Annotated in this window: 18 protein-coding genes; 4 read left to right on the top strand and 14 right to left on the bottom strand. The window is 59.1% G+C overall.

The genetic code is table 11. The features are described 5' to 3' along the window. The first annotated feature begins 21 nt into the window (after nt 1-21). Nucleotides 22-1,812, top strand: coding sequence for an alpha-amylase family glycosyl hydrolase (locus HMPREF3098_RS08340; RefSeq protein ID WP_246815900.1), 1,791 nt, complete (start codon nt 22-24; stop codon nt 1,810-1,812). Between the two features lie 107 nt (nt 1,813-1,919). Here HMPREF3098_RS08340 and dnaE read toward each other — a convergent pair whose 3' ends face one another. Continuing rightward, nucleotides 1,920-5,489 carry a DNA polymerase III subunit alpha gene (dnaE, locus tag HMPREF3098_RS08345; RefSeq protein WP_070434755.1) on the bottom strand — a complete coding sequence of 1,190 codons (3,570 nt, stop codon included), beginning with the start codon at nt 5,487-5,489 and terminating at the stop codon, nt 1,920-1,922. Between the two features lie 79 nt (nt 5,490-5,568). Between dnaE and HMPREF3098_RS08350 the strand changes: the two genes are divergently transcribed. Next, on the top strand, nt 5,569-6,747 hold the full coding sequence (locus HMPREF3098_RS08350; protein WP_070434810.1) for an amino acid deaminase/aldolase: 1,179 nt from the start codon (nt 5,569-5,571) through the stop codon (nt 6,745-6,747). Between the two features lie 64 nt (nt 6,748-6,811). Here the strand turns inward: HMPREF3098_RS08350 and rarD are convergent, their stop codons facing one another. The 4 genes from rarD to lspA are packed head-to-tail and all read right to left on the bottom strand — an operon-like array spanning nt 6,812 to nt 9,867. Further along, entirely contained in the window at nt 6,812-7,711 is a 900-nt protein-coding gene (gene rarD, locus HMPREF3098_RS08355) for an EamA family transporter RarD (RefSeq protein WP_070434756.1), read from the bottom strand. A 29-nt stretch (nt 7,712-7,740) separates the two neighbouring features. Continuing rightward, the gene (locus tag HMPREF3098_RS08360; RefSeq protein ID WP_141739718.1) at nt 7,741-8,418 is read right to left on the bottom strand and encodes a hypothetical protein; all 678 of its coding nucleotides are present in this window, start codon (nt 8,416-8,418) and stop codon (nt 7,741-7,743) included. After that, on the bottom strand, nt 8,402-9,382 hold the full coding sequence (locus HMPREF3098_RS08365; protein ID WP_246815901.1) for an RluA family pseudouridine synthase: 981 nt from the start codon (nt 9,380-9,382) through the stop codon (nt 8,402-8,404). Before HMPREF3098_RS08365 ends, HMPREF3098_RS08360 begins: the two co-directional genes overlap by 17 nt. After that, nucleotides 9,379-9,867 carry a signal peptidase II gene (lspA, locus tag HMPREF3098_RS08370; protein ID WP_070434758.1) on the bottom strand — a complete coding sequence of 163 codons (489 nt, stop codon included), beginning with the start codon at nt 9,865-9,867 and terminating at the stop codon, nt 9,379-9,381. The genes HMPREF3098_RS08365 and lspA overlap by 4 nt, the downstream gene beginning before the upstream one ends. Before the next feature lie 40 nt (nt 9,868-9,907). Here lspA and HMPREF3098_RS08375 point away from each other — a divergent pair, with 40 nt between their 5' ends. Continuing rightward, entirely contained in the window at nt 9,908-10,879 is a 972-nt protein-coding gene (locus HMPREF3098_RS08375; protein ID WP_070434759.1) for a hypothetical protein, read from the top strand. Nucleotides 10,880-10,917: 38 nt separating this feature from the next. On the opposite strand, the gene HMPREF3098_RS08380 is transcribed toward HMPREF3098_RS08375, so the two are convergent. After that, nucleotides 10,918-11,421, bottom strand: a complete 504-nt coding sequence (locus HMPREF3098_RS08380; RefSeq protein WP_070434760.1) for a WKL family lipoprotein — start codon at nt 11,419-11,421, stop codon at nt 10,918-10,920. Nucleotides 11,422-11,587: 166 nt separating this feature from the next. Between HMPREF3098_RS08380 and HMPREF3098_RS08385 the strand changes: the two genes are divergently transcribed. Beyond that, nucleotides 11,588-12,544, top strand: coding sequence for an asparaginase (locus HMPREF3098_RS08385; protein WP_070434761.1), 957 nt, complete (start codon nt 11,588-11,590; stop codon nt 12,542-12,544). Nucleotides 12,545-12,596: 52 nt separating this feature from the next. Here HMPREF3098_RS08385 and HMPREF3098_RS08390 read toward each other — a convergent pair whose 3' ends face one another. The 8 genes from HMPREF3098_RS08390 to pgeF all read right to left on the bottom strand — a co-directional run bounded on the left by HMPREF3098_RS08390 (nt 12,597) and on the right by pgeF (nt 23,322). Continuing rightward, a complete protein-coding gene (locus tag HMPREF3098_RS08390) occupies nt 12,597-14,057 on the bottom strand; it encodes a DNA polymerase IV (protein ID WP_070434762.1) in 1,461 nt (486 codons plus the stop codon). Continuing rightward, nucleotides 14,054-15,043, bottom strand: coding sequence for an EamA family transporter (locus tag HMPREF3098_RS08395; RefSeq protein ID WP_083284362.1), 990 nt, complete (start codon nt 15,041-15,043; stop codon nt 14,054-14,056). The genes HMPREF3098_RS08390 and HMPREF3098_RS08395 overlap by 4 nt, the downstream gene beginning before the upstream one ends. Nucleotides 15,044-15,102: 59 nt before the next feature. After that, on the bottom strand, nt 15,103-18,306 hold the full coding sequence (ileS, locus tag HMPREF3098_RS08400; protein ID WP_070434763.1) for an isoleucine--tRNA ligase: 3,204 nt from the start codon (nt 18,304-18,306) through the stop codon (nt 15,103-15,105). 632 nt (nt 18,307-18,938) lie between these two features. Continuing rightward, nucleotides 18,939-20,018, bottom strand: a complete 1,080-nt coding sequence (locus HMPREF3098_RS08405; RefSeq protein ID WP_070434764.1) for a DivIVA domain-containing protein — start codon at nt 20,016-20,018, stop codon at nt 18,939-18,941. A gap of 821 nt (nt 20,019-20,839) precedes the next feature. Further along, nucleotides 20,840-21,133 (bottom strand): YggT family protein, encoded by a 294-nt coding sequence (locus HMPREF3098_RS08410; RefSeq protein ID WP_070434765.1) that lies wholly within the window; start codon nt 21,131-21,133, stop codon nt 20,840-20,842. Nucleotides 21,134-21,184: 51 nt separating this feature from the next. Beyond that, nucleotides 21,185-21,751 carry a cell division protein SepF gene (locus tag HMPREF3098_RS08415; protein ID WP_070434766.1) on the bottom strand — a complete coding sequence of 189 codons (567 nt, stop codon included), beginning with the start codon at nt 21,749-21,751 and terminating at the stop codon, nt 21,185-21,187. A 39-nt stretch (nt 21,752-21,790) separates the two neighbouring features. Next, nucleotides 21,791-22,483, bottom strand: a complete 693-nt coding sequence (locus HMPREF3098_RS08420; RefSeq protein WP_070434767.1) for a YggS family pyridoxal phosphate-dependent enzyme — start codon at nt 22,481-22,483, stop codon at nt 21,791-21,793. A gap of 71 nt (nt 22,484-22,554) precedes the next feature. Beyond that, nucleotides 22,555-23,322, bottom strand: a complete 768-nt coding sequence (pgeF, locus tag HMPREF3098_RS08425) for a peptidoglycan editing factor PgeF (protein WP_070434812.1) — start codon at nt 23,320-23,322, stop codon at nt 22,555-22,557. Nucleotides 23,323-23,330 lie beyond the last annotated feature (8 nt).

Raw genomic sequence — 23,330 nt, forward strand, 5'->3', positions numbered from 1 at the left:
ATCGCAGTTAGGGTTGGGGTTATGGATGAAGCCATGATTGCAGGCGTGCACGATACCCCAGCAAACAAGAACACTTACTGCGTATGGGCTCCCCGCGCAGGTGAAATGCAGCTGGTGGTCAACGGGGAAAAACACCCCATGACCCGTGACGGGGAATGGTTCACCAGCGACGTTGTGCCACAGGTGGGTGATCGGTACGGATTCAGTATCGACGGTGGGGATCCCATTGGTGATCCATGCTCGCGCCGCCAGCCCGACGGTATTCACGGGTTGTCGGAGCATTGGGAGATCGATCAGCCACGCTCCCCGATCAACACCAAACTGGCCGGGCAGGTACTATACGAACTCCACGTGGGCACGTTCACACCCGATGGCACGTTGGATTCTGCGATTGAGAAGCTGGATTACCTGGCCGAGTTGGGCGTTACTGCCGTGGAGTTGATGCCCGTACAGCCGTTCGGTGGCGCACGGAACTGGGGTTACGACGGGGTTTACTGGCACGCCGTCTCGGAGGTTTACGGTGGGCCGGACGCACTGGTTCGGTTTGTCGACGCCGCGCACGACCGTGGCCTCGCCGTCATCTTGGATGTCGTATACAACCACTTTGGACCGGATGGGGCATACGGAAACCTGTTTGGACCATACACCGCGGGTGGTTCGACCGGGTGGGGCGAAGTCGTGAACCTGCAGGGTCACGGATCCGATGGTGTGCGTAAATACATCTTGGAAGCTGTGCGCCAATGGACACAAGATTTCGGTATCGACGGATTGCGGTTGGACGCAGTGCATGCGTTTGATGACACGGGAGCTTACAGCATCACCGAACAGATCCGTGATGCCGCGGCGCCGAGTTTTGTCATTGCAGAAACCGATCAAAACGATCCGAAGTACACCCAGCAGTTCGGTATTGCCCAGTGGGATGACGATATTCACCATGCTATCCACGCAGCGGTATCTGGAGAGACCCATGGCTACTACGCAGATTTCGGCAGCGCGGAAGTGGTGGCGGAAACCCTGAAGAACGGGTTCTGGCACGACGGCAAGTACTCCACGTTCCGCGGGCGCACGCATGGCCGGGCTCTTCACTTTGAGGATGGGGAAACCACCGAGCATGAAGGCAATAGTCATGAAAGCAATACTGAGGTCGTGCAGCGCCACCAGCTGGTGACCTACACCACCACTCACGACCAAACCGGTAACCGTGCCCGGGGCGATCGGCCTAGCATGAACCTCACCGGACCGCAGCAGGTTCTCAAGGCCGCTCTCGTGTTGATCAGCCCATACACCCCCATGCTGTTCATGGGTGAAGAATGGGGCGCCTCCACGCCTTTCGCGTTCTTCGTCAACCATGAAAACCTGGAGCTCAACGATGCTACCCGCGCCGGGCGGCTCCGCGAGTTTGCGCGTATGGGCTGGGCCCCCGAGGACGTGCCGGATCCCGCGGCGGTGGGGACTTTCGAGGCGTCGAAACTGAAGTGGGAAGAACGGCTCGACGGCGACCATGCCCGTATCGCCGAGGCTTACCGCGACCTGATTGCCATGCGCGCGCAGCTGGGGATCGTCGATGCCGAGGTGGTCGAGGCCGCTCACGGCGAAGGCTGGGTGCGCATGGGGTATGCAACCGAGGCTTATGTGATCACAGTGTCGGCCAATTTATCCGACGCCACGCGCCTGCCCACCGACGGTCCAGAATTAGGACCATGGGAGGTGCGCATCGACGTGGATGCACGCGATGCTGAAGGCGGGGACTATGGAGGCGATGGGGAAGCTGGAAAAGTTGAAGGCGAAGGGGAAGGAGAAGCCGCACGCTAAGCGGCTCCCCGTCCTCACCTCCCCCGAGCCTGCGGGATCATGCGGCGCGGAACGTAGCACACCCCTGCACGCACCCCCGCGCTCCCCAAGTTGTCATCACCGAAGGTTTAGGCGAAGATTCCCTCCCACGTGGTGGCCTTGAGATCGCCCATGAGGGCGGGGCATTTGTTTACGCGCATTTCGGGGCCCAGCAGGAACTGAACTTCCTGTTCCCCATCGATGAGCGTGAGGTACACGTCCGAATCACCCTTGTTCTGTCGCAGCACACGCTTGAGGCGTGCCATGTTGTCAGGAGTTGCCTGGTGCACGCGGATACTCAAGCGCAGGGGCACGCCGCTGCCCGCGCCGACAGACAGCTCCGCGGATTTGAGATCCTCGCAGAACAGGCTCATGCGGTCGTCCTTGTAAGAGATTCGTGCCTTAGCTAGGACAATGTTGTCCTCCACGATCTGCGGGGCAACCATTTGGTAGGTCTTGGCAAACACCAATAGTTCCGCCTGCGCACCGTGCTGGTCTTCCAGCGTGCAAATCACCCACGGGTTACCGTTGCGGTCAACACGTCGCTCCACCGAGGAAATAATGCCGCCGATCTTGACCTCCCGGTTGTGTGGCAACTCACCGGAGATCACCGCGGTCATGGGGGTATCAACCTGAGCATCTAGAGCATCTTCGAAGCCATCCAGCGGGTGGCCCGAAACGTACAGGCCCAGCATGTCGCGTTCCATCGCCAGCTCGTGTTTGCGCTCCCAGTTCTGATCGGGCACGTCCACACGGAAGACATCCCCCACGGTTTCGTCATCCCCAAAGCCCGCGAACAGGTCGAACTGCCCCTTCGCCGCGGCCTTCTTCGTAGAGATCACCGCATCCACCGCATCCTCGTGCACCAGCACCAAGCCCTTGCGGGGATGGCCGAGGGAGTCAAAGGCACCGGCCTTAATGAGGGACTCGGTCACGCGCTTAGAAGCCGCTGCGATCTCAATTTTGTCCAAGTAGTCGGAGAAGTCCTTGAATGCGCCTTTATCCTCGCGGGAACGGATGATGGATTCCACCACTTCTTCGCCCACATTACGCACCGCGCCCAGGCCAAAGCGGATGTCCGCACCCACCGACTGGAAGGTGTACGCGGATTCGTTGACATCCGGTGATAGCACCCGAATCCCCAGGTGACGGCAATCCGCTAGGTAGATCGCGGACTTGTCTTTCTTGTCTGCCACCGAAGTCAACAGCGCGGCCATGTATTCCGGCGCGTAATTGGCCTTCAAGTAGGCGGTCCAGAAACTCACCAACCCGTAACCAGCGGCGTGGGACTTGTTAAACGCGTAACCCGCGAACGGCAGGATCGTATCCCACAAGGTTTTGATGGCGGCATCGGAAAAGCCATTGTCTTTCATTCCGGATTCGAAGTTCACGAACTCCTTTTCCAGCACCTCAGGCTTCTTTTTACCCATGGCCTTGCGAAATCCATCTGCTTGACCGGCGGTGTAGTTCGCGACTTTCTGGGAGATCTTCATGATCTGCTCTTGGTACACGATCAGACCGTAAGTCTCTTCGAGGATTTCCTTAAGCGGTTCTTCCAGCTCCGGGTGAATCGGCACAATGGGTTTACGACCGTTTTTGCGATCGGCGTATTCCCAGTGTGCGCCGACGCCCATCGGGCCTGGACGGTACAGCGCCAGTGCGGCCACGATGTCATTAAACCCGGTGGGCTTCATCCGCTTTAGCAGTTCCTGCATGCCGCCGGAGTCCAGCTGGAACACGCCGAGGGTTTCGCCACGGGCCAGAAGTTCGTATGTCGGGTCGTCTTCCGTGGATAGGTTTTCCAAATCCAGATCGAAATCCCGGTTGGACTTGATGTTGTCCAAGGCATCGCCAATGACCGTGAGGTTGCGCAGACCCAGGAAGTCCATCTTCAGCAAGCCAATGGCCTCGCACGCTGGATACGGCCAACCGGTGATCAGTGCACCGTCCTGCTTGCGCTTCCACATGGGGATGCAGTCCAGCAGGGGCACGCTGGACATAATCACCGCACAGGCGTGTACGCCCGCTTGGCGGACCACGCCTTCCAATCCGCGGGCGTCCTGATAGATCTTGTTGACGTCCGGGTCGGTTTCGATAAGGCTTCGTACCTCAGCAGCCTCGTTATACCGCTCGTGCTCTGGATCCATGATGCCAGACAGCGGAATATCCTTGGCCATAATTGCCGGTGGCAGGGTTTTCGTAATGCGGTCAGCCATCTGGAAACCGGCTTGCCCATAGTGCGCGCGAGCGGAATCCTTAATCGCCTGTTTGGTCTTCACCGTTCCGAACGTGATCACCTGCGCGATCTTGTCCTCACCCCAGCGTTCCGAGGCATAGCGAATCATCTCGCCACGGCGACGATCGTCAAAGTCGATATCGATATCCGGTGCCGATGGGCGCTCCGGGTTCAAGAAGCGTTCGAACAACAGGCCGTGTTCCATCGGGTCGATATTGGTAATCGTCAAGGCATATGCCACTAGGGAACCCGCAGCAGAACCACGGCCAGGTCCCACGCGAATGCCCACACTGCGGGCGTACTTGATGAGCTCCGCCACAATAAGGAAGTACGAAGGGTAGCCCTTCATATCGATAACTTCGATTTCGTACTTCGCGCGGTCAATGTAATCGGTAGGCACCGGCTTGCCTGGAAAGCGTTCTTCCAAACCCTTCATCACCTCGTGCGTCAGCCAGGTGGTGGGAGTTTCACCCTCTGGCACATCTGCAATCGGCATGCGATCGAAGGGGTGCTCGTCCCAGACCTCACTGTAATCTTGCACGCGCTCAGCAACCCACAAGGTGTTGTCGCAGCCCTTGGGCACTTCTTTGTCCCATTGCGCGCGCAGATCCTCCGCGGTCCGCAGGTAGTACCCGGAACCCGAGAAGGCAAAGCGCTTACCGCCTTCATCGAGGGTGGGCTCGTCTAGGGTAGAGCCCGTCTGCACGCACAACATCACTTCGTGGGCCGCGGCCTGGGATTCCAACACGTAGTGGCAGTCATTGGTCACCAGTGGCGGCAGCTCCAAGCGGCGCCCGATCTCCAACAGATCGTCGCGCACGCGGCGCTCAATCTCCAGGCCGTGATCCATGAGCTCCAGGAAGAAATTGTCCTTCCCATAAATGTCCTGCCACATCGCGGCTGCTTCTAGGGCCTTATCGAACTGCCCCAGGCGCAGGCGGGTTTGCACGTCACCGGAGGGGCAACCGGTGGTGGCGATGATACCATCGGCGTGCTCGGCGATCAGTTCGGCATCCATGCGGGGCCACTTACCCAGTTGGCCCTCGTAAGAGGCCATGGAGCTCAAGTAGAAGAGGTTTCGCAAACCCGTGGCGTTCTCCGCAATCATCGTCTGGTGCAGGTACGCACCCGAAGCCGAAACATCATCGGACTTTTGTTCGGGGCTACCCCACCGCACACGGCTTTGGTTGAAGCGGGATTCCGGTGCGATGTATGCCTCAATGCCAATGATGGGCTTGATGTCTGCGGCTGTCATAGCGCGGTAAAACGCATCGGCGCCGAACATGTTTCCGTGGTCTGTCATACCTACAGCGGGCATACCCTGACGTTTCGCTTCCGCCGCCAGCATGTCCACTTTCGCCATTCCGTCGAGCATGGAGTACTCGGTGTGATTGTGCAGATGTACGAAAGAAGAACCGCTCATGGTAGGCCATACTAGCGCGTTCGTTTTCAATTTCCCCATCGCCCCATTTCGGCTCGTAAAGGGATATACCCTTGAAGTCATGAGAGCAGACGTACGTGCCGCAGTTACCCACTTGGACGCCCCTTTTTCAGTCCTCGATCTGGATGCGGCCATTGAAAATGCCCAATCCATGACTCGGCGTGCAGAAGGCACCCCTATCCGCCTGGCCAGCAAGTCCATCCGTATCCGCGAACTGATCCGGCGCGTGTTGGAGCTCCCGGGATACCAGGGAGTTTTGGCGTTCAATCTGGACGAGGCCATGTGGTTGGTGGAAAGTGGTACGTGCGACGACGTGCTGGTGGCCTACCCCAGCGCCAACCGGGAATCCCTCCACCGTCTGCTCTGCGACGTGCACTTGCGCGATTGCATCACCTTGATGGTTGATTCCGTGGAGCACCTCAACTTCATCGATGCCGTAGTCCCACCCCAAGAGCGTGGCTCGGTGCGGGTGTGTATTGATCTCGACGCCTCGCTGGAAGTCGGCCCCGTCCATATCGGTGCCCTACGCTCCCCGATCCGATCTGCCGATCACCTGCGTTCCTTCGTACGCAGCATCTTGGCCCGCCAAGGTTTCGACATCGTGGGTGTGATGGCATACGAAGGCCAGATCGCTGGAACCACCGATACTTCCCCGGCCGTAGCGGTCATGAAGTCCGTGTCGGTCAAGGAGCTAGCCAAGCGCCGCGAGGTCCTGATCCGCATCGTCCAAGAGGAACTGCGTGCCACCGGCCGCCCCGCGCTGGAATTCGTCAATGGCGGAGGAACGGGTTCAATCGAAACCACCCGTTCCGAAGAAGTCATAACGGAAATCGGCGCGGGCTCGGGTGTGGTCGGCCCCGCGTTGTTCGATCACTACAAGACGTTTACTCCCACCCCGGCCGAGTGGTTCGTAGTGCCCGTCGTTCGCCGGCCCGGCCCGAACACCGTCACGGTCGCGGGTGGGGGGCGCGTGGCGTCGGGACCAACAGGCAAAGACCGTCTGCCGGTAGTTGATTGGCCTCGCGACCTGAAGATGGCCGCGCTGGAGGGGCCTGGCGAAGTACAAACTCCGCTGACGGGGCCTGCGGCGCGCAACCTACAGTTGGGGTCCCACGTGTGGATGCGCCACGCCAAAGGTGGCGAGCAGTGCGAGTGGACGGATCAAGTACTCGTAGTTTCCAATGGGGAAATTATCGATACGTGGCTGACGTACCGTGGCGAGGGCAAGAGCTTCGTCTAAACTGTGACAATCCGCTGGTGCCGAATGCGTGGTGGGCCGTGCCGTCACGGGCACATAGGCCCGCTCAGTCAGCGCTACCCTGTGACAATCTGCGGGCAATCCGCTGGTGCCGAATGCGCGGCGGGCGGTGCCGAATCATATCCACGATGAAGATGATGACCGCCACCCAAATGATGCAAAAGCCCACCCATCGGGCCGCGGGAATGGCTTCCTGATTGACGAATACCGCCCACAGCATCTGCATCACCGGGGTGATGTATTGGATCATGCCTAAACTAGTCAAACTCAATGCCTGAGCAGCTTTGGAGAAAAGCAGCAGCGGCACCGCCGTCACCACTCCGGCGGTCATTAACAGCGCCGCGTGCCCTGGGCCGTGTTGCACAAATGTGTTCTGCCCCTGGGACTGCAAGTAAACGATGTACCCCAAACCAACCGGAGCCAACACTAGGGTTTCCGCGGTCAGGGACTGGATTGGGCTGAGTTTCACCTGCTTCTTGACTAGACCATACAACCCAAAGCTCAACGCCAACCCCAGGGCGATAATCGGAGGCTGGCCCAGAGCCACAGTCAGAATAATCACCGCCACCGAGGCAATAGCCACGCTCACAAGCTGCATCGGCCGCAGCGATTCCCGCAGCACAACCACGGCCAACATGACCGTGACCAGCGGATTGATGAAGTACCCCAGTGCTGCATCGGCCACGTGATTGGTATTCACGGCGTAGATGTACAAGCCCCAGTTCAGTGAGATCAACACTGCCGCCAACGTGACCTTCAGCCACTGGTCCCGCGAAATGTGCCGCATGGATTTCATCGCACCCACGGCCACCACCACGATCGACATGAACACCAGCGTCCAGATAAACCGGTGCGCCAAGATCTCCACCGGCGCCGCGGGTTTCAACAGCGGGAAAAACGCCGGGAACACACCCCACAGCAGGTACGCTCCAAATCCCCACACCATCGTTGCTTCTCCCTCGTTCTACCGTACGGCTACTGATCTAGTGCCTGCGTACGCACCCCGATCTTGCCGTAGACAGCGTCCACTGGCGCCGGCTCCACGGAGAACACTCGTTGGGATAACGCCCGCAGCGTGTCGGGTTTGCCGTAGACCAGCATCGCATCGAAAACCACCCGCTTGGCGACGCGGGGGTTCTCACCGGCTAAGTCCAAGGCGACGTTGGCGAAAACATCTGCCCTCGTGTGCCCAATGGCGGGTTCCCCCACCGCCTCGGCCACCAACCCAGAGCCGGCGGCATACACAGTGCTCACGCGCAAGCGCTGATGGGAGGTTTCAACATCCGAGAGCAGCTTGGCCATGGAATCGGACGTCCACGGTCTATCCGCCAAGACCAAGGCCCAGCGGGGTTCGTCGCCCTGTGCTTCAGCCAGCGTTTGTTGGGCTCGGTGTTGGTACTGCATCCGGGACGTATCAAAAGGCCCTAGTCGGTCCCCGTTGGCAATCGGCGCGGTGGAATCCTCCGTTGCGCCCAAGGCCAACAAGGTCAGCAGCAACGCGATGGTGCACACCCCCGAAAGCCACGCTACCCACGCGGGTTTACGCGTGTCCTCCCAATCCAACTGCCTGCGACGGCGCTTATTCACCGCAATGGCTTGCGACCGGCGCCGGTGATAGGCATCCTGGCTGCCGGGTTTATGCGTCATTGGCATCTCGCAATCGATCCAAAGCCGTAGCTAGGTCCTGCGGATACGGAGACTGGATGGTCATCCACTGCCCTGACGGGTGTGGGAAACCAAGTTCAACCGCGTGCAACCACTGGCGGATCAGCCCAAGCCTTTCGGCCAACGTGGGATCCGATCCGTACATTGGATCCCCCACCAAGGGATGATGCAACGAGGAAAAGTGCACACGAATTTGGTGCGTGCGCCCTGTCTCCAGCTTGATTTTCAGCAAGCTGGCCTGGCGATGCGCCTCTAGCGTGTCGTAGTGTGTGATCGCGTGCTTACCATCATCACGAACAGCAAAGCGCCACCCCGCGCTGGGGTGCCTAGCGATGGGAGCATCAATCGTGCCCGTGGTGGGATCCGGGTGCCCTTGTACTAGCGCGTGATAGGTCTTATCCACTTCACGATCCCGGAATGCCCGTTTCAGAAGGGAGTATCCCCGTTCACTCGCTGCCACGACCATGGCCCCGGAGGTTCCCACATCCAAACGCTGCACGATGCCTTTGCGCTCCGGCGGTCCGGAAGTGGAAATCCGGAACCCCGCTGCGGCCAACCCCGCAGTGACCGTGGGACCCTCCCAACCCAAGGTGGGGTGAGCCGCAACGCCCACGGGCTTGTCGACCACAATCACATCGTCGTCGGCATACAGAATGTCCATGCCCTCCACCAACTGTGGTGGCTCGTTGGCCAAATCCCGGGGAGGCTCCGGCAAGTTGATATCCAACCATGCACCGGGCACCAGACGATCCGATTTGCCAACAGATACTCCGTCCATGAGTACGTCATTGTCTGCGGCAAGCTGCGCTACCACCGTACGCGATAGGCCCAAAAGCTTGCTGAGCCCAGCATCCACCCGCATCCCCGCCAAACCGTCGGGAACGGGCAGGACACGGTTTTCGCGGTGAGCACTGGCTGATTGGGTCGCAGGTTGCTGATCAAATCGGCTCATGCGCGCACCCCTTGGCGACGTGGTTCCACGAACAGGGTGTAGATGAGATAAAGCACCACCCCCACCGTGATGGCGGAGTCCGCCACGTTGAAAATGGCAAAGCTTCCAAAGCTGAAGAAGTCCACCACATGCCCGTGCAATCCCGCTGGGTGGCGGAAGATGCGGTCAATGAGGTTGCCAGCTGCACCACCACCGATGAGCCCGATGGGTAGGATCGTCCACCAGCTCCTCGCACGGAAAGCCAAAAACAGGCATAGCGCGACTGCAGCTATTTGAATGAACGAGAACACGATGGTGGCGTCGGTACCAAAAGAAAAAGCCGCACCTGGATTCCTCACCAAGTAAAGACGGAACCACTCACCGAGGATTGGGTAAGCCGTGCGGGGCGCAAGATTTTCCACGACTGCCCATTTACTCAACTGATCGATCGCGATAATGGCGAGCATGAGGCTCACGGCGAGAAGCGAGGCTCGTTTGGAAGTCACGTTCTAAGAGTCTAGCCCCCGCCTGTTAGGCTGTGAACTTGTGGGTAAAACAACTCTGTCTGGCACAAGGAAAGCAACAGCGTTTCTCGCTGCAGTTCTGACCTTGGGGGGCGCGGGCTTAGTGGCCTGCTCGTCCGGGGAAAAGCCAGTAGCCATGCGACCAGCTCAAGCCACTGTTCCGGGCGTGACGGTGAAACTCCTCGGAGAGGGTGCCGCGCCACGTACTCCCCTCGTGTGGTTCAGTGATCCGGGCGATCAAGAAGTCAACATTAAAACGACTGAAGGAATGTCCCAGACCACGACAGGTGGCAAGAAAAACCAGCGCCAAGATGCGGCCAGCCAGGCGGCCGGGAACAGCGATGCCACTGACGACCAAGGGGACTTGAGCTACGAGGAAGTCACCATGAACCTTCCGGTCAAGGCCTCCTCCAGCACCGATGGCAACAAACACAACGTGACGGTCATCGTGGGCAAACCTACGGGCACGAATGCCGACCGCAATGAGGATATTTCCACCGCCGAGGGTTTTGAGATTAGCTCCACTAGCACCGCAGATGGTCGCGTTTCCAGCCGCACTTTATCCGCTCCGGAAACAGCGACGGATTCGGCCCGGGCAAGTATCGAACATGCACTGACCCAGGTCACCGATATGCCCATCGTATTCCCTGAACAGGCCATCGGTGAAGGTGCGACATGGAGCGTGTCCAGCCGAATCGACGGAGTGATCTCGATGCGTCAGACGGTGACGTACACACTGGTTGAGCGCAAGGGGCAGGCCGTTCGCTTGCGGGTGGCAGTTGACCGCGCGCCAGCCGTAAAAAACCTCGCACAGACCGATTTGAACGTATTGGATTCCACCACCCAGGCATCCGGTCAGCTCAATCTGGATCTGACCAAGCCCTTGCCGGTGAGAGGACGGGTAGAAATCAAGCAAACCCTCACCTTCGGCAAACAGGGCTCGAAGGTGAGGGTCAACCAGGAGACGGTGCAGCGCACCGAATGGGATAGCTAGCGGGGATACGCTTGCCGGTGAGCCCTTATCGCGCTGGCTTAGCCCTGCTTGCACATTGGTGGAACCTGATCCGGCAGAACGTTTTCTACCAAGGTACAAGCCCACTTTTGATCCAACTTCCACTTGCCACCCTCATTAACGAACTCCACACCGGTGATGTTGTTGGGCTGCTGTTGAGGCAAGGTCAGGGAAACGGTGGCAGAGACATTACCCGGGGTCAGTGATGGGAGCACTGGATCGACGACCTTGAGCTGTGCCTTGGACTGCTGCTTGGATTTCGTCAGTGCAGTGAAAAGCTGTGGGGCCTTTTCGCCACCAACGACCGTGTCGGTCTTCTGCTCCGGTGGCAGGTTCGGATCCACCGCACGGTTGAGGGTATTGGTCAGCTCAGCAGCCGTAGGCGTGTCCTTCTTAGGAGCAGAAGAGCTGGAGGCAGCGGTGGAGCTGGAAGCAGAGTCCGTCGATTCCTTGTCTCCACCGCACGCGGTCATGGTCAGCGTAGTGGCCAGGGTGATGGCTACGGCCATTGTCTTTTTCATCATGAGTGCGTGGATTCTCCTTAAATCGGGTTAGTCGTTTGGAGGGACACCGATCCCTGCAATCTTTAACACCGCAATGTTACACATGGGACTATTGTGACTACCAGTTTGCCGCAGCCGAAAGCCACTCCACGGTAGGGATAAACCGTCTCCACGGTACATTGGGGCCATGACTGTTCCACCCCGCATTCACGTTCTCGGCACCGGCGGCACCATCAGCTGCCTGCACAATGACAATGGCGACTTAATCCCCAGTCTGCAATGCTCAGACCTGATCAGCCGCGCTGGTTTCGCCACGGGTGCGGGGCAGCCGCAGATCACCGGCGAGGACATCATGACAGTGGATTCTTCCGATATTTCCCTGGCAGACATGGATTTCATCATCGATCGAGTTCGCGCGGCGGTGCTTGCGGGCGATTCGGAATCCGATGAGGTGACCCCGGCCGATGCTGTCATCGTCCTCCACGGCACGGACACGATGGAGGAAACTGCGTTCGCCGTTGCCCGTCTGTGCGCGGATTTATCCTGCCCCATTGTCTTCACCGGTGCGCAGCGCCCCGCTGATGACGAGAATCCGGATGGCCCGCTGAATCTTCGCGCTGCGGTAGCAACTGCGACGAAACTACTGAATGTCGACAGCGAACAATCCCTGGTGCGGATCGCGTTCGGCGGTCAAGTGTTGCCCGCGATAGGCACCACCAAATGGCACACCACGGAAGATGCGGCTTTCCGCCTAGCGGAAGGTGTGGACGAATTCGCCGTGGCGGCGTCGGTACAAAAAGATTATGTATCGCGTTTGGCCGGTTTACACATCCCAATTATTGACGCCTACGCGGGAGCCGACGGAGTTCTCATCGAGCGGCTAGCCGCGACTAACATCGACGGCTTGGTGGTTTCCGCCATGGGGTCGGGAAATGTGCCGGCGGCGATGGCGAAGGCACTGGAGGCGCTGGACGTGCCAGTGCTGATCAGTACTCGAGTGCCGGAAGGGGGTGTCCACTTTGTCTACGGCAGCGCAGGTGGCGGGGCGGATCTGGCGCGGCATGGTGTTCGTTCAGCGGGGAACCTGCGCCCGTCGCAGGCGCGGATGTGGTTGCTGACGGAACTCGCAGCACAACGGAGGTGATTGAGACAGCGAGGCTGACTTACACCGCAGAGCTGAATGCGGCCCGTCCGGACTAATCCTCTCCCCCGCCGTCGCCCTCCACCCGCGATAATTCCCAGTCCAGCGATTCCAAGGGATCGCACACCCGGAGTTCATCTGTGGTCACTGGAAAATTCTTCACGCGCCCAGGTTGATCCGTTGCCCGTGTTTCGAATCGCACCGTCAACACGTGCTCACCCACTCCCTGGACCCACCCATGGCCGAACTCCTCGTGATGCACATCTTGGGTGGGGCGCCAACGCCGAGCCGCGATCTTCTCCGCGGATGCCTCGTCAACCGGGGTCGCCAGCTCCCCTCCTGTCCCGCTCACCCCACCTGTGCGACCAATATCGCTGCTGATGCGCACTACGTCGGCCCCTGCCAATCCGCTGGCTTTGTCCGTATCCAGTTCGGGAAACAGCAGCTGCTGGCGATCGTCGGCCAACCCAGACAACCCCAATCCCACCAGACGCACCGCGCCCAGATCCTCCGGCCGTGGCAGGATCCTACGGGCGACACTCAGAATCACATCCACATCCTCAGTCGGCGCGGCGAGCGTGGCTGACCGCGTGTGGATCTGAAAATCAGCCGTGCGAATCTTCACCGTGATTGTCTTGGCAGCCCGGCCGTCTTTGAGCAAACGCGCATGTGCGTGCCGCACGCTCCTATCCAAATGTGGCAGCACCTCGCGCGTGGTCCGCACATCCGCCGCCAGAGTTTGTTCCGCACTCACCTGCTTAGCTCGCGCTCGCGGGGCCACCGGGCGCAGATCCTGCCCTGCCGCCATCCGCTGCAGTTCCAGTCCGGTATTTCCCAGCAAGGTGCGCACATCCGTGCGATCCATCCGCACAAACTGGCCGATGGTCTCCACTCCCACCTCATGCAGCCGCCCTTGCGCGACCCGGCCGATCCCCCACACTTCCGCCACCGAACGCTCGTGGAACACATCGGCGCGCCGGTCCGGATCTACCACAAAGATGCCGTGCGGTTTTGCCAGATCACTAGCCATTTTCGCATCCAACTTGGTGGCCGCCATGCCAATGGAACACGGCAGTCCCGTTTCGTCTTCTACCGCCTTTTGTAATTCCGACGCCCAGCTGCGCGCCGCCTCAACCCCCTCTGCACCCTCGCGGCCGACTAGCTCGGAGGGCTCCGCGAACCCTTCATCGATCGAGATTTGTTCCACGACGCCCGCGAAGCGCGAGATGATTCTAAAAATCTTCCGCGATGCGGCTTGGTACACTTCGCGCCGCGGGTTAACCACGACCGCGCGGTGGTGGCACATGCGAATCGCCTGGTGCATCGGCATCGCCGAGCGCGCCCCGAAGGTGCGGGCCTCGTAGGACGCACCGGCAACGACCCCCTTGCCCGATGTGCCTCCGACCAGCACGGGCCGGCCGCGCAATGCCGGACGGGTGAGCTGTTCTACGGATGCGTAGAACGCGTCCATATCGATGTGTGCGACCCACCGCCCGCGAAGTCCGTCCTGATTCATGCGGATTCCTCGGAGGTTTCAGCGGTGCAGTCGCCGTAGGAGGATCCGCTCGCCGCGTCATCGTCCACGGGCGACTCCACCGCCGCTGCCGTTTCGCCACTCGCTGGCTTACGCAAAGCCACGGCTGTCACCACTAAGACGATGCCACCAATTTCGACGCCACTGAGCCTTTGGCCCAACGCGACCGCGCCCAACACTGCTGCTGTCAATGGCAGTAGCGCCAACAGGACCGCAAAATACGCCTGTCCCGCCACGCGCAGTATCACTTGGTCCAGGCTGTACGGAATGACCGCACTCAGTACGCCCAGCCCCGCAGCCAATCCGAGAATAATAATGGGGTCGAGGTCGGGACTGGGTGGCGTCGAACCAAAAGGTCCCCCAGGCCACAGCACCAAAGCAAGAGGGGCCATCACAAGTGCGGAGAGAAAAAAGCCAATGGCAAGTGAATTCGGAGAACCCGATACGTGATGACCAACCACGATATAACCCGCCCACAGAGCAGCCGCGCCAAGGGCAAACAGCACTCCGGCGGCCTCCGTAGACCACTGCGCACCAGAGAGCACCACAACCCCCAGGGCCGCCAAGATCAAGGACAACCAATCGCGCACGCTGGAGCTACCACAAGCCGCCACCACGATGGGGCCCAAGAATTCAATGGCGACGGCGGTTCCCAACGGCAAGCGAGCGATAGCCTCGTAGAAGGTCATATTCATGGCGATGGTAACGAGACCAAATGCGAGCGCGAGAACCCCCGATCGGCCCAAAAATTCCGCCAAGGGTGGGCGGCGCAGAACGAGCAGGATGACTCCGGCTGATGCAAGGCGCAGCCAGGCAACAACCGCCGGGGGTAGAACCTCAAAGAGACCCACCGCCACGGCTGCCCCCGCGTAGAGGGATAACCCCGATAACACCATGAGAGCGGGAGGCAGCACAGGCGCCAGCGCGAAGCGACCAATGCCCCGCGCAGGACCATGTGGAGCGAACATGCTCACTTCAGGTTCCACCACCCTTCAGGGAGAACTGCCACCGCTTTTTCGGCGGCAAACTACTGGGAGTTCTTGGTGACGTCCACGCTGCAGCCGTCGGCGACATCATAGGTCAACTGCTCGCCCTTGATGACCTCCACATCGGTGGCCAGCACCTCGGCGGCGATGCGCTGTGCGTGGGTTTGAGCCCAATCCTCCTTACCCTCCGGAACTGATAGCCGCAGCGCGATGCGATCACTAACCTGCAAGCCGCTAGACTTGCGGGCCTCCTGGATTCCGCGGATGCGGTCTGCGGCCCAACCCTCGGCTTCCAGTTCTTCGGTGGTGGTGGTATCCAGCACCACCAAGCCATTCTCGCTGGCAACCTCCGCTGTGTGTTCCGGGTCAACGGCGACAAGCTTGCGCGTGAACTCTCCATCCTGCAGCTCGATGCCATCGGCGGATACCGTGCCGTCGTCTGCAACTGAATAGTTGCCGGACTTCACGGCCTTGATGACACGCTGAACATCCTTCCCCAGGCGTGGACCCGCCGCCCGAGCATTGACAACGACATCGAAGGAACCCACACTAGCGACATCTTTAGTCAAGGCAACTTCCTTGACATTCACCTCATCGGCAATGATCGAGACAAAATCGCTCAGTGCTTCTGCCTCCGGCAGCGCCACGGTCAGCTTTGGAAGTGGCAAACGGTTGCGGAGCTTGTGCGCCTTACGCAGGGAACTCGCCGCGGAGCTAATGGCACGGACGGCATCCATTGCCTCCACGAGCTGGGCATCGGCAGGCAACGCGTTCGCATCGGGCCACTCGGCCAGGTGCACGGAGCGCTCCCCAGTCAGACCACGCCAGATCACCTCGGTGGTCATGGGCAACACGGGTGAAGCAATGCGGCTGAGGGTCTCCAACACCGTATACAGCGTGTTGAATGCCTCCGGGTGGCCGGCTTCACCGGTATCGCCCGCCCAGAACCGGTCGCGAGATCGACGGACGAACCAGTTGGTGAGAACGTCGCAGAAACTACGCACCTCATCACACGCCAGAGCGATGTTCGTACTATCCAAGGCATCAGTTACTGCTGACACCGTGTCGTGCAGCTTGGCGAGGATGTAGCGATCCAATACGTGCGTGGACGACGCATCCCACTGTGCTGGCTGGGAGGCGTACAGACGCAGGAACGAGTACGCGTTCCACATGGGCAGCATCGCTTGGCGAACACCCTCGCGGATGCCTTGCTCGGTAACGATCAAGTTGCCGCCACGCAGGATTGGCGAACTCATGAGGAACCACCGCATCGCATCGGATCCGTCCCGCTCAAACACCTCGTTGACGTTCGGGTAGTTGCCCTTGGACTTACTCATCTTCAGTCCATCATCACCGAGTACGATACCGTGGGCCACAACCTTTTTGAACGCCGGACGATCGAACAACGCGGTTGCCAGCACGTGCAGCGTGTAGAACCAGCCACGGGTCTGGCCCGAGTATTCCACGATGAAGTCACTGGGCGAATGCGTTTCGAACCACTCCCGGTTTTCAAACGGGTAATGCTTTTGCGCGAAAGGCATGGAGCCGGATTCGAACCAGCAGTCCAAGACCTCAGGTACACGACGCATCATGGACTTACCCGTTGGGTCGTCAGGGTTTGGACGAACCAACTGGTCAATATGTGGACGGTGTAAGGACTGAGGACGCTCGCCGAAGTCACGCTCCAGCTCGTCGAGACTTCCGTAAACATCGATGCGTGGGTACTCATCGTTGTCCGAGACCCAGACAGGGATCGGGGCACCCCAGTAGCGGTTGCGAGAGATATTCCAGTCACGGGCACCCTCCAACCACTTGCCGAATTGACCATCCCGGATGTGGGCTGGCATCCATTCGATCTGCTCATGGTTGAGCTGCACCATACGGTCACGGAACTTGGTCACAGCCACAAACCAAGATGGCAGGGCCATGTAGATCAGCGGTTCTCCGGAACGCCACGAGTGTGGGTAAGAGTGCTCAATCGTCTGGTGCCGGAATACACGGCCCACCTGTTTGAGGTCCTTGATGATGGCTTTGTTGGCGTCGAAAACAAGCTGCCCCTTGTAATCGGGGACCTGGGAAGTGAAGGTTCCGTCGATGTCCACGGGGATCACCAGCTCGATATCGGCCTTCTCGCAGGTATTCATATCATCTTCACCGAAGGCCGGAGCTTGGTGAACCACACCCGTACCGTCTTCTGTGGTGACGTAGTCAGCGCTGAGAACCTGGAAGGCGTTCCGGGCGTTGCGGAAGTAGTCGAAAACTGGCTCGTAAGTAAGGCCGACCAGCTCTTCTCCTGCGAACGACGCCACAACCTCCCGGCTTTCGCCAAATTCCTTGGCATACGAGCCGACCAGAGGCTCGGCCAGCACCAAGAGCTTTCCAGCGAAGCCGTCTTCTCCGTCCTCGCCCACGCGAACCAGTTGGTAGGTCACCGAGGGATTAACCGCCAACGCCAAGTTACTTGGCAGAGTCCATGGCGTGGTTGTCCAAGCAATAGCCGCAGCCTCGAGCAATTCAGGGTGCTTTCGCAATGTCGCCTGAGCGGCAGTGCCTTCCCGCGCACCAGTGAACGGCATGGTCACCGTGAGCGTGGGATCCTGGCGCATCTTGTAAGAATCATCCAGGCGGGTCTCATGGTTGGACAGCGGAGTTTGCTCGGCCCACGAGTACGGCAGCACGCGGAAGCCTTGGTAGATGAGACCCTTGTCGTAGAGCGTCTTAAACGCCCACATAACGGACTCCATGAAGTTCAGGTCCATCGTCTTGTAGCCGTTGTCGAAGTCCACCCAACGAGCTTGTCGAGTGACGTAGTTCTTCCACTCATCGGTGTAGCGGAGCACGCTGGTGGCGCAGTACTCGTTGAACTTCTGCAGGCCCATCTCTTCGATGCCGTCCCGGCCCTTGATACCCAGCTGGCGCTCTGCTTCCAGCTCGGCGGGCAAGCCGTGGCAGTCCCAGCCGAATACACGCGGAACATGGCGACCACGCATGGTTTGGTAGCGCGGCACGATGTCCTTGACGTAACCCGTCAGCAAGTGGCCATAGTGTGGCAGGCCGTTAGCGAATGGGGGGCCATCATAGAAGATGTACTCGTCCTCTCCAGTGCGCTGCTCGATGGAGGCCTGGAAGGTTCCGTCCTGCTTCCAATACTCCAAGACCTTATTCTCGAGATCTGGGAAGGCGGTTGATCCACCATTGGACATATCAACGCGGGGGTATGCCCCGCCGGCTGGAGTGGCGTTCATAGCGCGCTGTCCTTCGCTGTTGTCGCGGTTCAAAGTGCTAAACAACAGGGACGATTGGGGCCAAGTATGGTCTTGGTCTTCCTCGCGGTACCACCCTGATTGAACAGCCTTCCCCCCGCCTTAGGCGGTCGCACGGTGTTCAAGCTGTCCCACTTACCTTAAGGCGTGACGTGCCCCGAATGCGGCCGGTTCTACTGGGCCTATCAGGAGAATCCTCCCGAAAAGCTGTTCTTCCGACGACACTCCCCGGTGATGGCCGGATCATTGCGTTTCTCGTTCCCTCGTGCGTGATGGTTCCGAGCATGTGAGTTAGATGCTACACCACGAAGTCGTCCGTGCAAGCGAGCACTTTTCCTGTGGGGTTTACCTAGAGGATTACCCTAGGATCTACCCTCATCACTCGTGGTGGTTTCACGAGACCTTTTACGGTGCCTGGCGAGGTCCACAAGAGAAAGCACCACGCCTACCGAGGCAATTCCGATACAAATCCAAGCTAGGGCCATCGATCCTTGCCACAGAGCAAAGACGAGGACCGCAAAGCCGATGATTGCGAGGCTAATTGCTAAAGCAAGCATGGTGCTTTCGTTTTCAGGTCACCGTGTCACACGGTTGGGCTGTTGCCAGCCCAACGTTTAGCGGTTGTTGTTCTGGGAGTCGATGGAGCCGGCAGGAGCGGCGGTACCCCGGCTGTTGAGCTCCTCCAGCTGAGACTCGAGGAAGGTCTTTAGACGGGTGCGGTACTCGCGCTCGTAGGTGCGCAGCTCTTCGATACGCGCCTCCAAGGTCTGCTGCTGGCTCTTGACCGTGGTCATGATCTCAGTGTGCTTACGCTCGGCATCCTGCTGCAGGGCGTTCGCCTTCTCCTGGGCCTGACGGATCTGAGCTTGAGACTGAGCAGTGGCATCGGACACCATGGTCTCGGACTTCTGCTTTGCGTCGGCCAACTGCGCCTGAGACTGCTGCTTGGCATCGGCCAGCATTTTCTCGGAACGGGTCTTGGCATCCGCTAGCTGAGCCTCGGACTTCTGCTTTGCATCATCCAAGGTGGCCTTAGAGCTTGCGTCTGCATCCTCGATGGTCTTCTTAGCCTGTGCCCGAGCCTGCTCCAGCATGGTGGTGGATTCGGCCTTGGCATCGCCAGTGAGGCGATCTGCCATCTCCTGCGCCAGAGATAGAACGCGGGCTGCCTGCATGTGCGTATCCGGAGTTGCAGCGCCGTCCTTTCCAGCATCGCTGGAGGCGGTAGCAGCCTGGGACACCTGGGCTGGCTGAGCCTTCTTAGCCTCAGCGGCCTCGGCCTGAGCCTTGCGGGCATTCTCTTCTGCCTGGCGAGCACGATCCTCAGCCTGCTTCAGACGGGCCTCGTACTGTTCCTTCACGCGAGCCTCAACCTGGGCAGAGGACTCGGTCTGTGCAGTGGAAGCCTGCGCCTTACGCTGTGCGTCAGCCTCGATCTGCGGACGCAGTTCAGCCTCAATCTTCCTGCGCAGCTCTGCCTCACTCACCTGAGGCTGCGCTGCTGGAGCGGACGCATTCTGCGCTGGCGCAGACTGGAGCTTCTGCTTCAGGTCGGCGTTTTCTTCCTGGAGCTCCGCAAGCGTGTCCTCAACGAGATCGAGGAACTGATCAACCTCATCTTCGTTATAGCCCCGCTTACCAATTGGTGGCTTGCTAAAGGCGACGTTGTGCACATCAGCTGGAGTCAGCGGCATTAGATTCCCTTCCGGTTCGAAAACGCCTCATTGAGTGGTCTCGCGCTAATGAGGATCTTCCCTATAGTTACAAACTTCTCACAGCATACCAGTGGACCACGAGTAAAGCTCAACTTAATGTGGAGATTTAGCCAGAATTGACCCAAGAATAAGAGAAAGCCGCCACCGGGGGACCCACATTTCCCTCGGTGACGGCTTCCATCACTACACACGACATCTCCACGGCCTCACTCAAATACCGCGGAGATGGTACAAGTGTATCCAACACGAAACCGTTCAACAAGTCCTTTAATCAGCAATATGGGTGAAGATTCCAAAAATTCAAACGGAATTAGATAAGGATCACTCTTCTAACCAATATTTTTTAGTTATATACACACTTACAACCGCAAATATTGGCCTAAAAACTCATACCCCCGACGGTAATACCGCACAGCTGAAGCACCCCAATGTTGGGGGAAACTCTACACCGCCGAGCCAGGTTTGCTGACAACGGATATCAACAATCACTGTCGAACACGTTGTCGGATGGCAAAATTAGTATATTATTTACGCATTTTTCATGATTCTCATTCCCGCGAGGCCTTTCTTCACCACATTTCTCCCACTTCTTGCACCAACCAGCCTTCACTCCGGCGCAGACAACTCCACAGCAACCGTGGTCAATTCAACACGTGCCAAACACCCCCGCCGCACGCTGACGCTACGCGCCATATCTGCAGCAGATACGCGAAAGGGGCCCCGCGGGATATGTCCCCGGGCACCCCTTGGCGTCCGAAAAGAAGGTTATGGCAAACAGAAAGCCAGTGAACCGCCCAGCTTTAGAGAGCTAACATCCGCCCCAGAATCATCATGAGAAGCTGCAGGATAAAGAAAAGAACCAAAACGGAGACGTCGAGACCCACACCACCCAGCTGGACCGGCGGGATAAGTTTGCGCAGCGCCTTCACAGGCGGATCCGTCACCACAAAAATGGGCTCCGCGCAGATGCTAAACCACCGCTGCGGGCGCCAATTCCTTGAAAAGGACTGCACCATCTCGATGATGATCCGGAGGATCAGAACCAAAATGTACAGCTTCAACAGGAGGATCAATAAGACTATAGCTGAGTTCACGTTTACTCTTACTACCGAAGTTTCCGGCTGTGCTAGATCTGTGGGTACGGCTTACAGGTCCTCGGCCAGCTTATCCAGCTGGCTTTGTTCCAAGGTCACATCTGCTGGAATGAGCACGAAGTTGCGCACACCGCGCAGCTTCTTTAGCTTTGCGTCCAGCCCGCGCGCCAAACCGGCCGTGAAATCCAGAACGCGAGTAGCCTCGGCCTTCTCCATGCCACCTAGGTTGAATACCGCCACATCACCGGTCTTGATGATCTCGGCGATCTCGCCAGCCTGCGTGTAGGAGCTCAACGACAGACGAGCATACTGTGGCTCCACGTGTGCACGCGGTGCGGGACGAGAAACGGATTCCTCGCGGACGTAACGGGAAGGACGGGCCTCGTAATCTCGTGGCGCCCGGCTACGATCCCGGAAGTCATCTTCTTCTCGGCTGTAACGGTCACGGCCACCGTAACGAGCCTCGCGAGACTCGCTAATACCGCGATCGCGGTGATCGTGCTCATCGGCACGCTCACGAGAATCCGCGGCGCCGTCGCGGAAATACGGGTCCTGGTAGCTGTCTACCTCGCCAAAGCCGAAAAACTCTTTGAACTTGTTGCCGAATCCGTCAGACATCAGTTAAAGGGGTCCTTTCCCGTATTCAAAGTCAATAAATCAAATTACTGGGCGCGGGCCCATGATATCTGTTCCGACACGCACCAACGTCGAGCCCTCGGCGATCGCGATTTCCATGTCTTGGCTCATACCCGCCGAGTACACCGGAACACCCACTACCCTATCTGCAATGCTGTCTAGAAGCTTCCGGCCCTGCGCAAACACACTGGCCGCATCTGATCCCAGCGGTGGAACGGTCATCAACCCGCGCAGCTCTAGGTTCGCGCAGTGTTGTGCTTCATCTGCTAGGGCATCGATGTCATTTGCTACTACACCACCGCGCTGCGGGTCGCCGTCCGCACTGAACTGCAGCAGCACAGGCAGCTTCTCCAGCCGATCACCACGTTCCATCGCCAGGCCAGCGCCACGGTCCAGCGCCTGCAACAATTTCGAAGAATCCACTGTATGCACTGCGGCAGCCCATCGGGCCACCGAATTCGCCTTCTTGGTTTGAATCTGCCCCACCATGTGGATCTCGGGGCGACCGGCCAGCACCTCGTATTTGGCCTTGGCCTCCTGCTCACGGTTTTCTCCCACGGCACCCACACCGAATTGGGCCAGAACTCGCAACGCTTCTACGGGGTGAAATTTGGTGATCGGCAGCAAATCCGCACCACCTGCCACCGCCACGCGTTGGCGAACGTCACGCAGGCGCTGCGCGAGATCGTCTTGTTGTTGCTGGGTCAATTCCACGACACAAACCTTTCATTCAATTCCTACGGTGACCTGACATCTTCAGTGGCAAAGGTACACTCACAGTTCCTCTAGCGGGTCAGCCAGACCATCCCCGCTTGTCGCCCCGTTGTGCCCTCTCTGCGGTAGGAAAAAAAGTTGTGGCTCTCGATCGTGTCACGCGGGTCGGCGTCGATACTACGAACCCCCAAACTCAGCAACTGCCTAGTCAACCCCGCCCGAATATCCAGGCCAGTAGTGCCGGCATCCGTGCTCATACGAGCACCTGGCAGCTTAGACTCCACATCCGCCGCCATGTGCTCTGGCACTTCGTACTTTTTTCCCGACGCCGCCGCGCCCAGCAGCGCGTGGATTCCAGCCGGGACCGCGCCCAGCTCCTCCATTCGCGCGATGGTTCGCGGGATGATGCCGTTCCTGGCACCCATGCGTCCCGCGTGGACGGCAGCCACAATTCCCGCTTGCTCGTCGGAAAGCAGAACTGGCACGCAGTCCGCGGTGAGGACAACGAGGGCAATGCCCGGCACTGTGGTGATGAGGGCGTCGGTAGCTTCCACAGTCAGGCTGTCCCCAGCTTCGGTGCGGTTGCACAAAGCAGCGAGTTCTTTGGCTGTCAACTCGGTAACTGTAGGAGAATGAATCTGCTCCATAAACACCAGATCATGCAACTCCAGTCCGACGGATTGTGCCAACCGAGTGCGGTTAGCCGCCACTGCACTGGGGTCATCTCCTACGTGATCGCCCAAGTTGAAGCTGTCGTACGGAGCGCGGGAGACCCCGCCGGACCGGTCGGTGAACACCTTCCGGACCCGTGGGGTGCCATTCTGTGCCGCAGGGGTCATTGCCATTC

Source organism: Corynebacterium sp. HMSC28B08 (genome assembly GCF_001806865.1).
GTDB lineage: Bacteria > Actinomycetota > Actinomycetes > Mycobacteriales > Mycobacteriaceae > Corynebacterium > Corynebacterium auriscanis.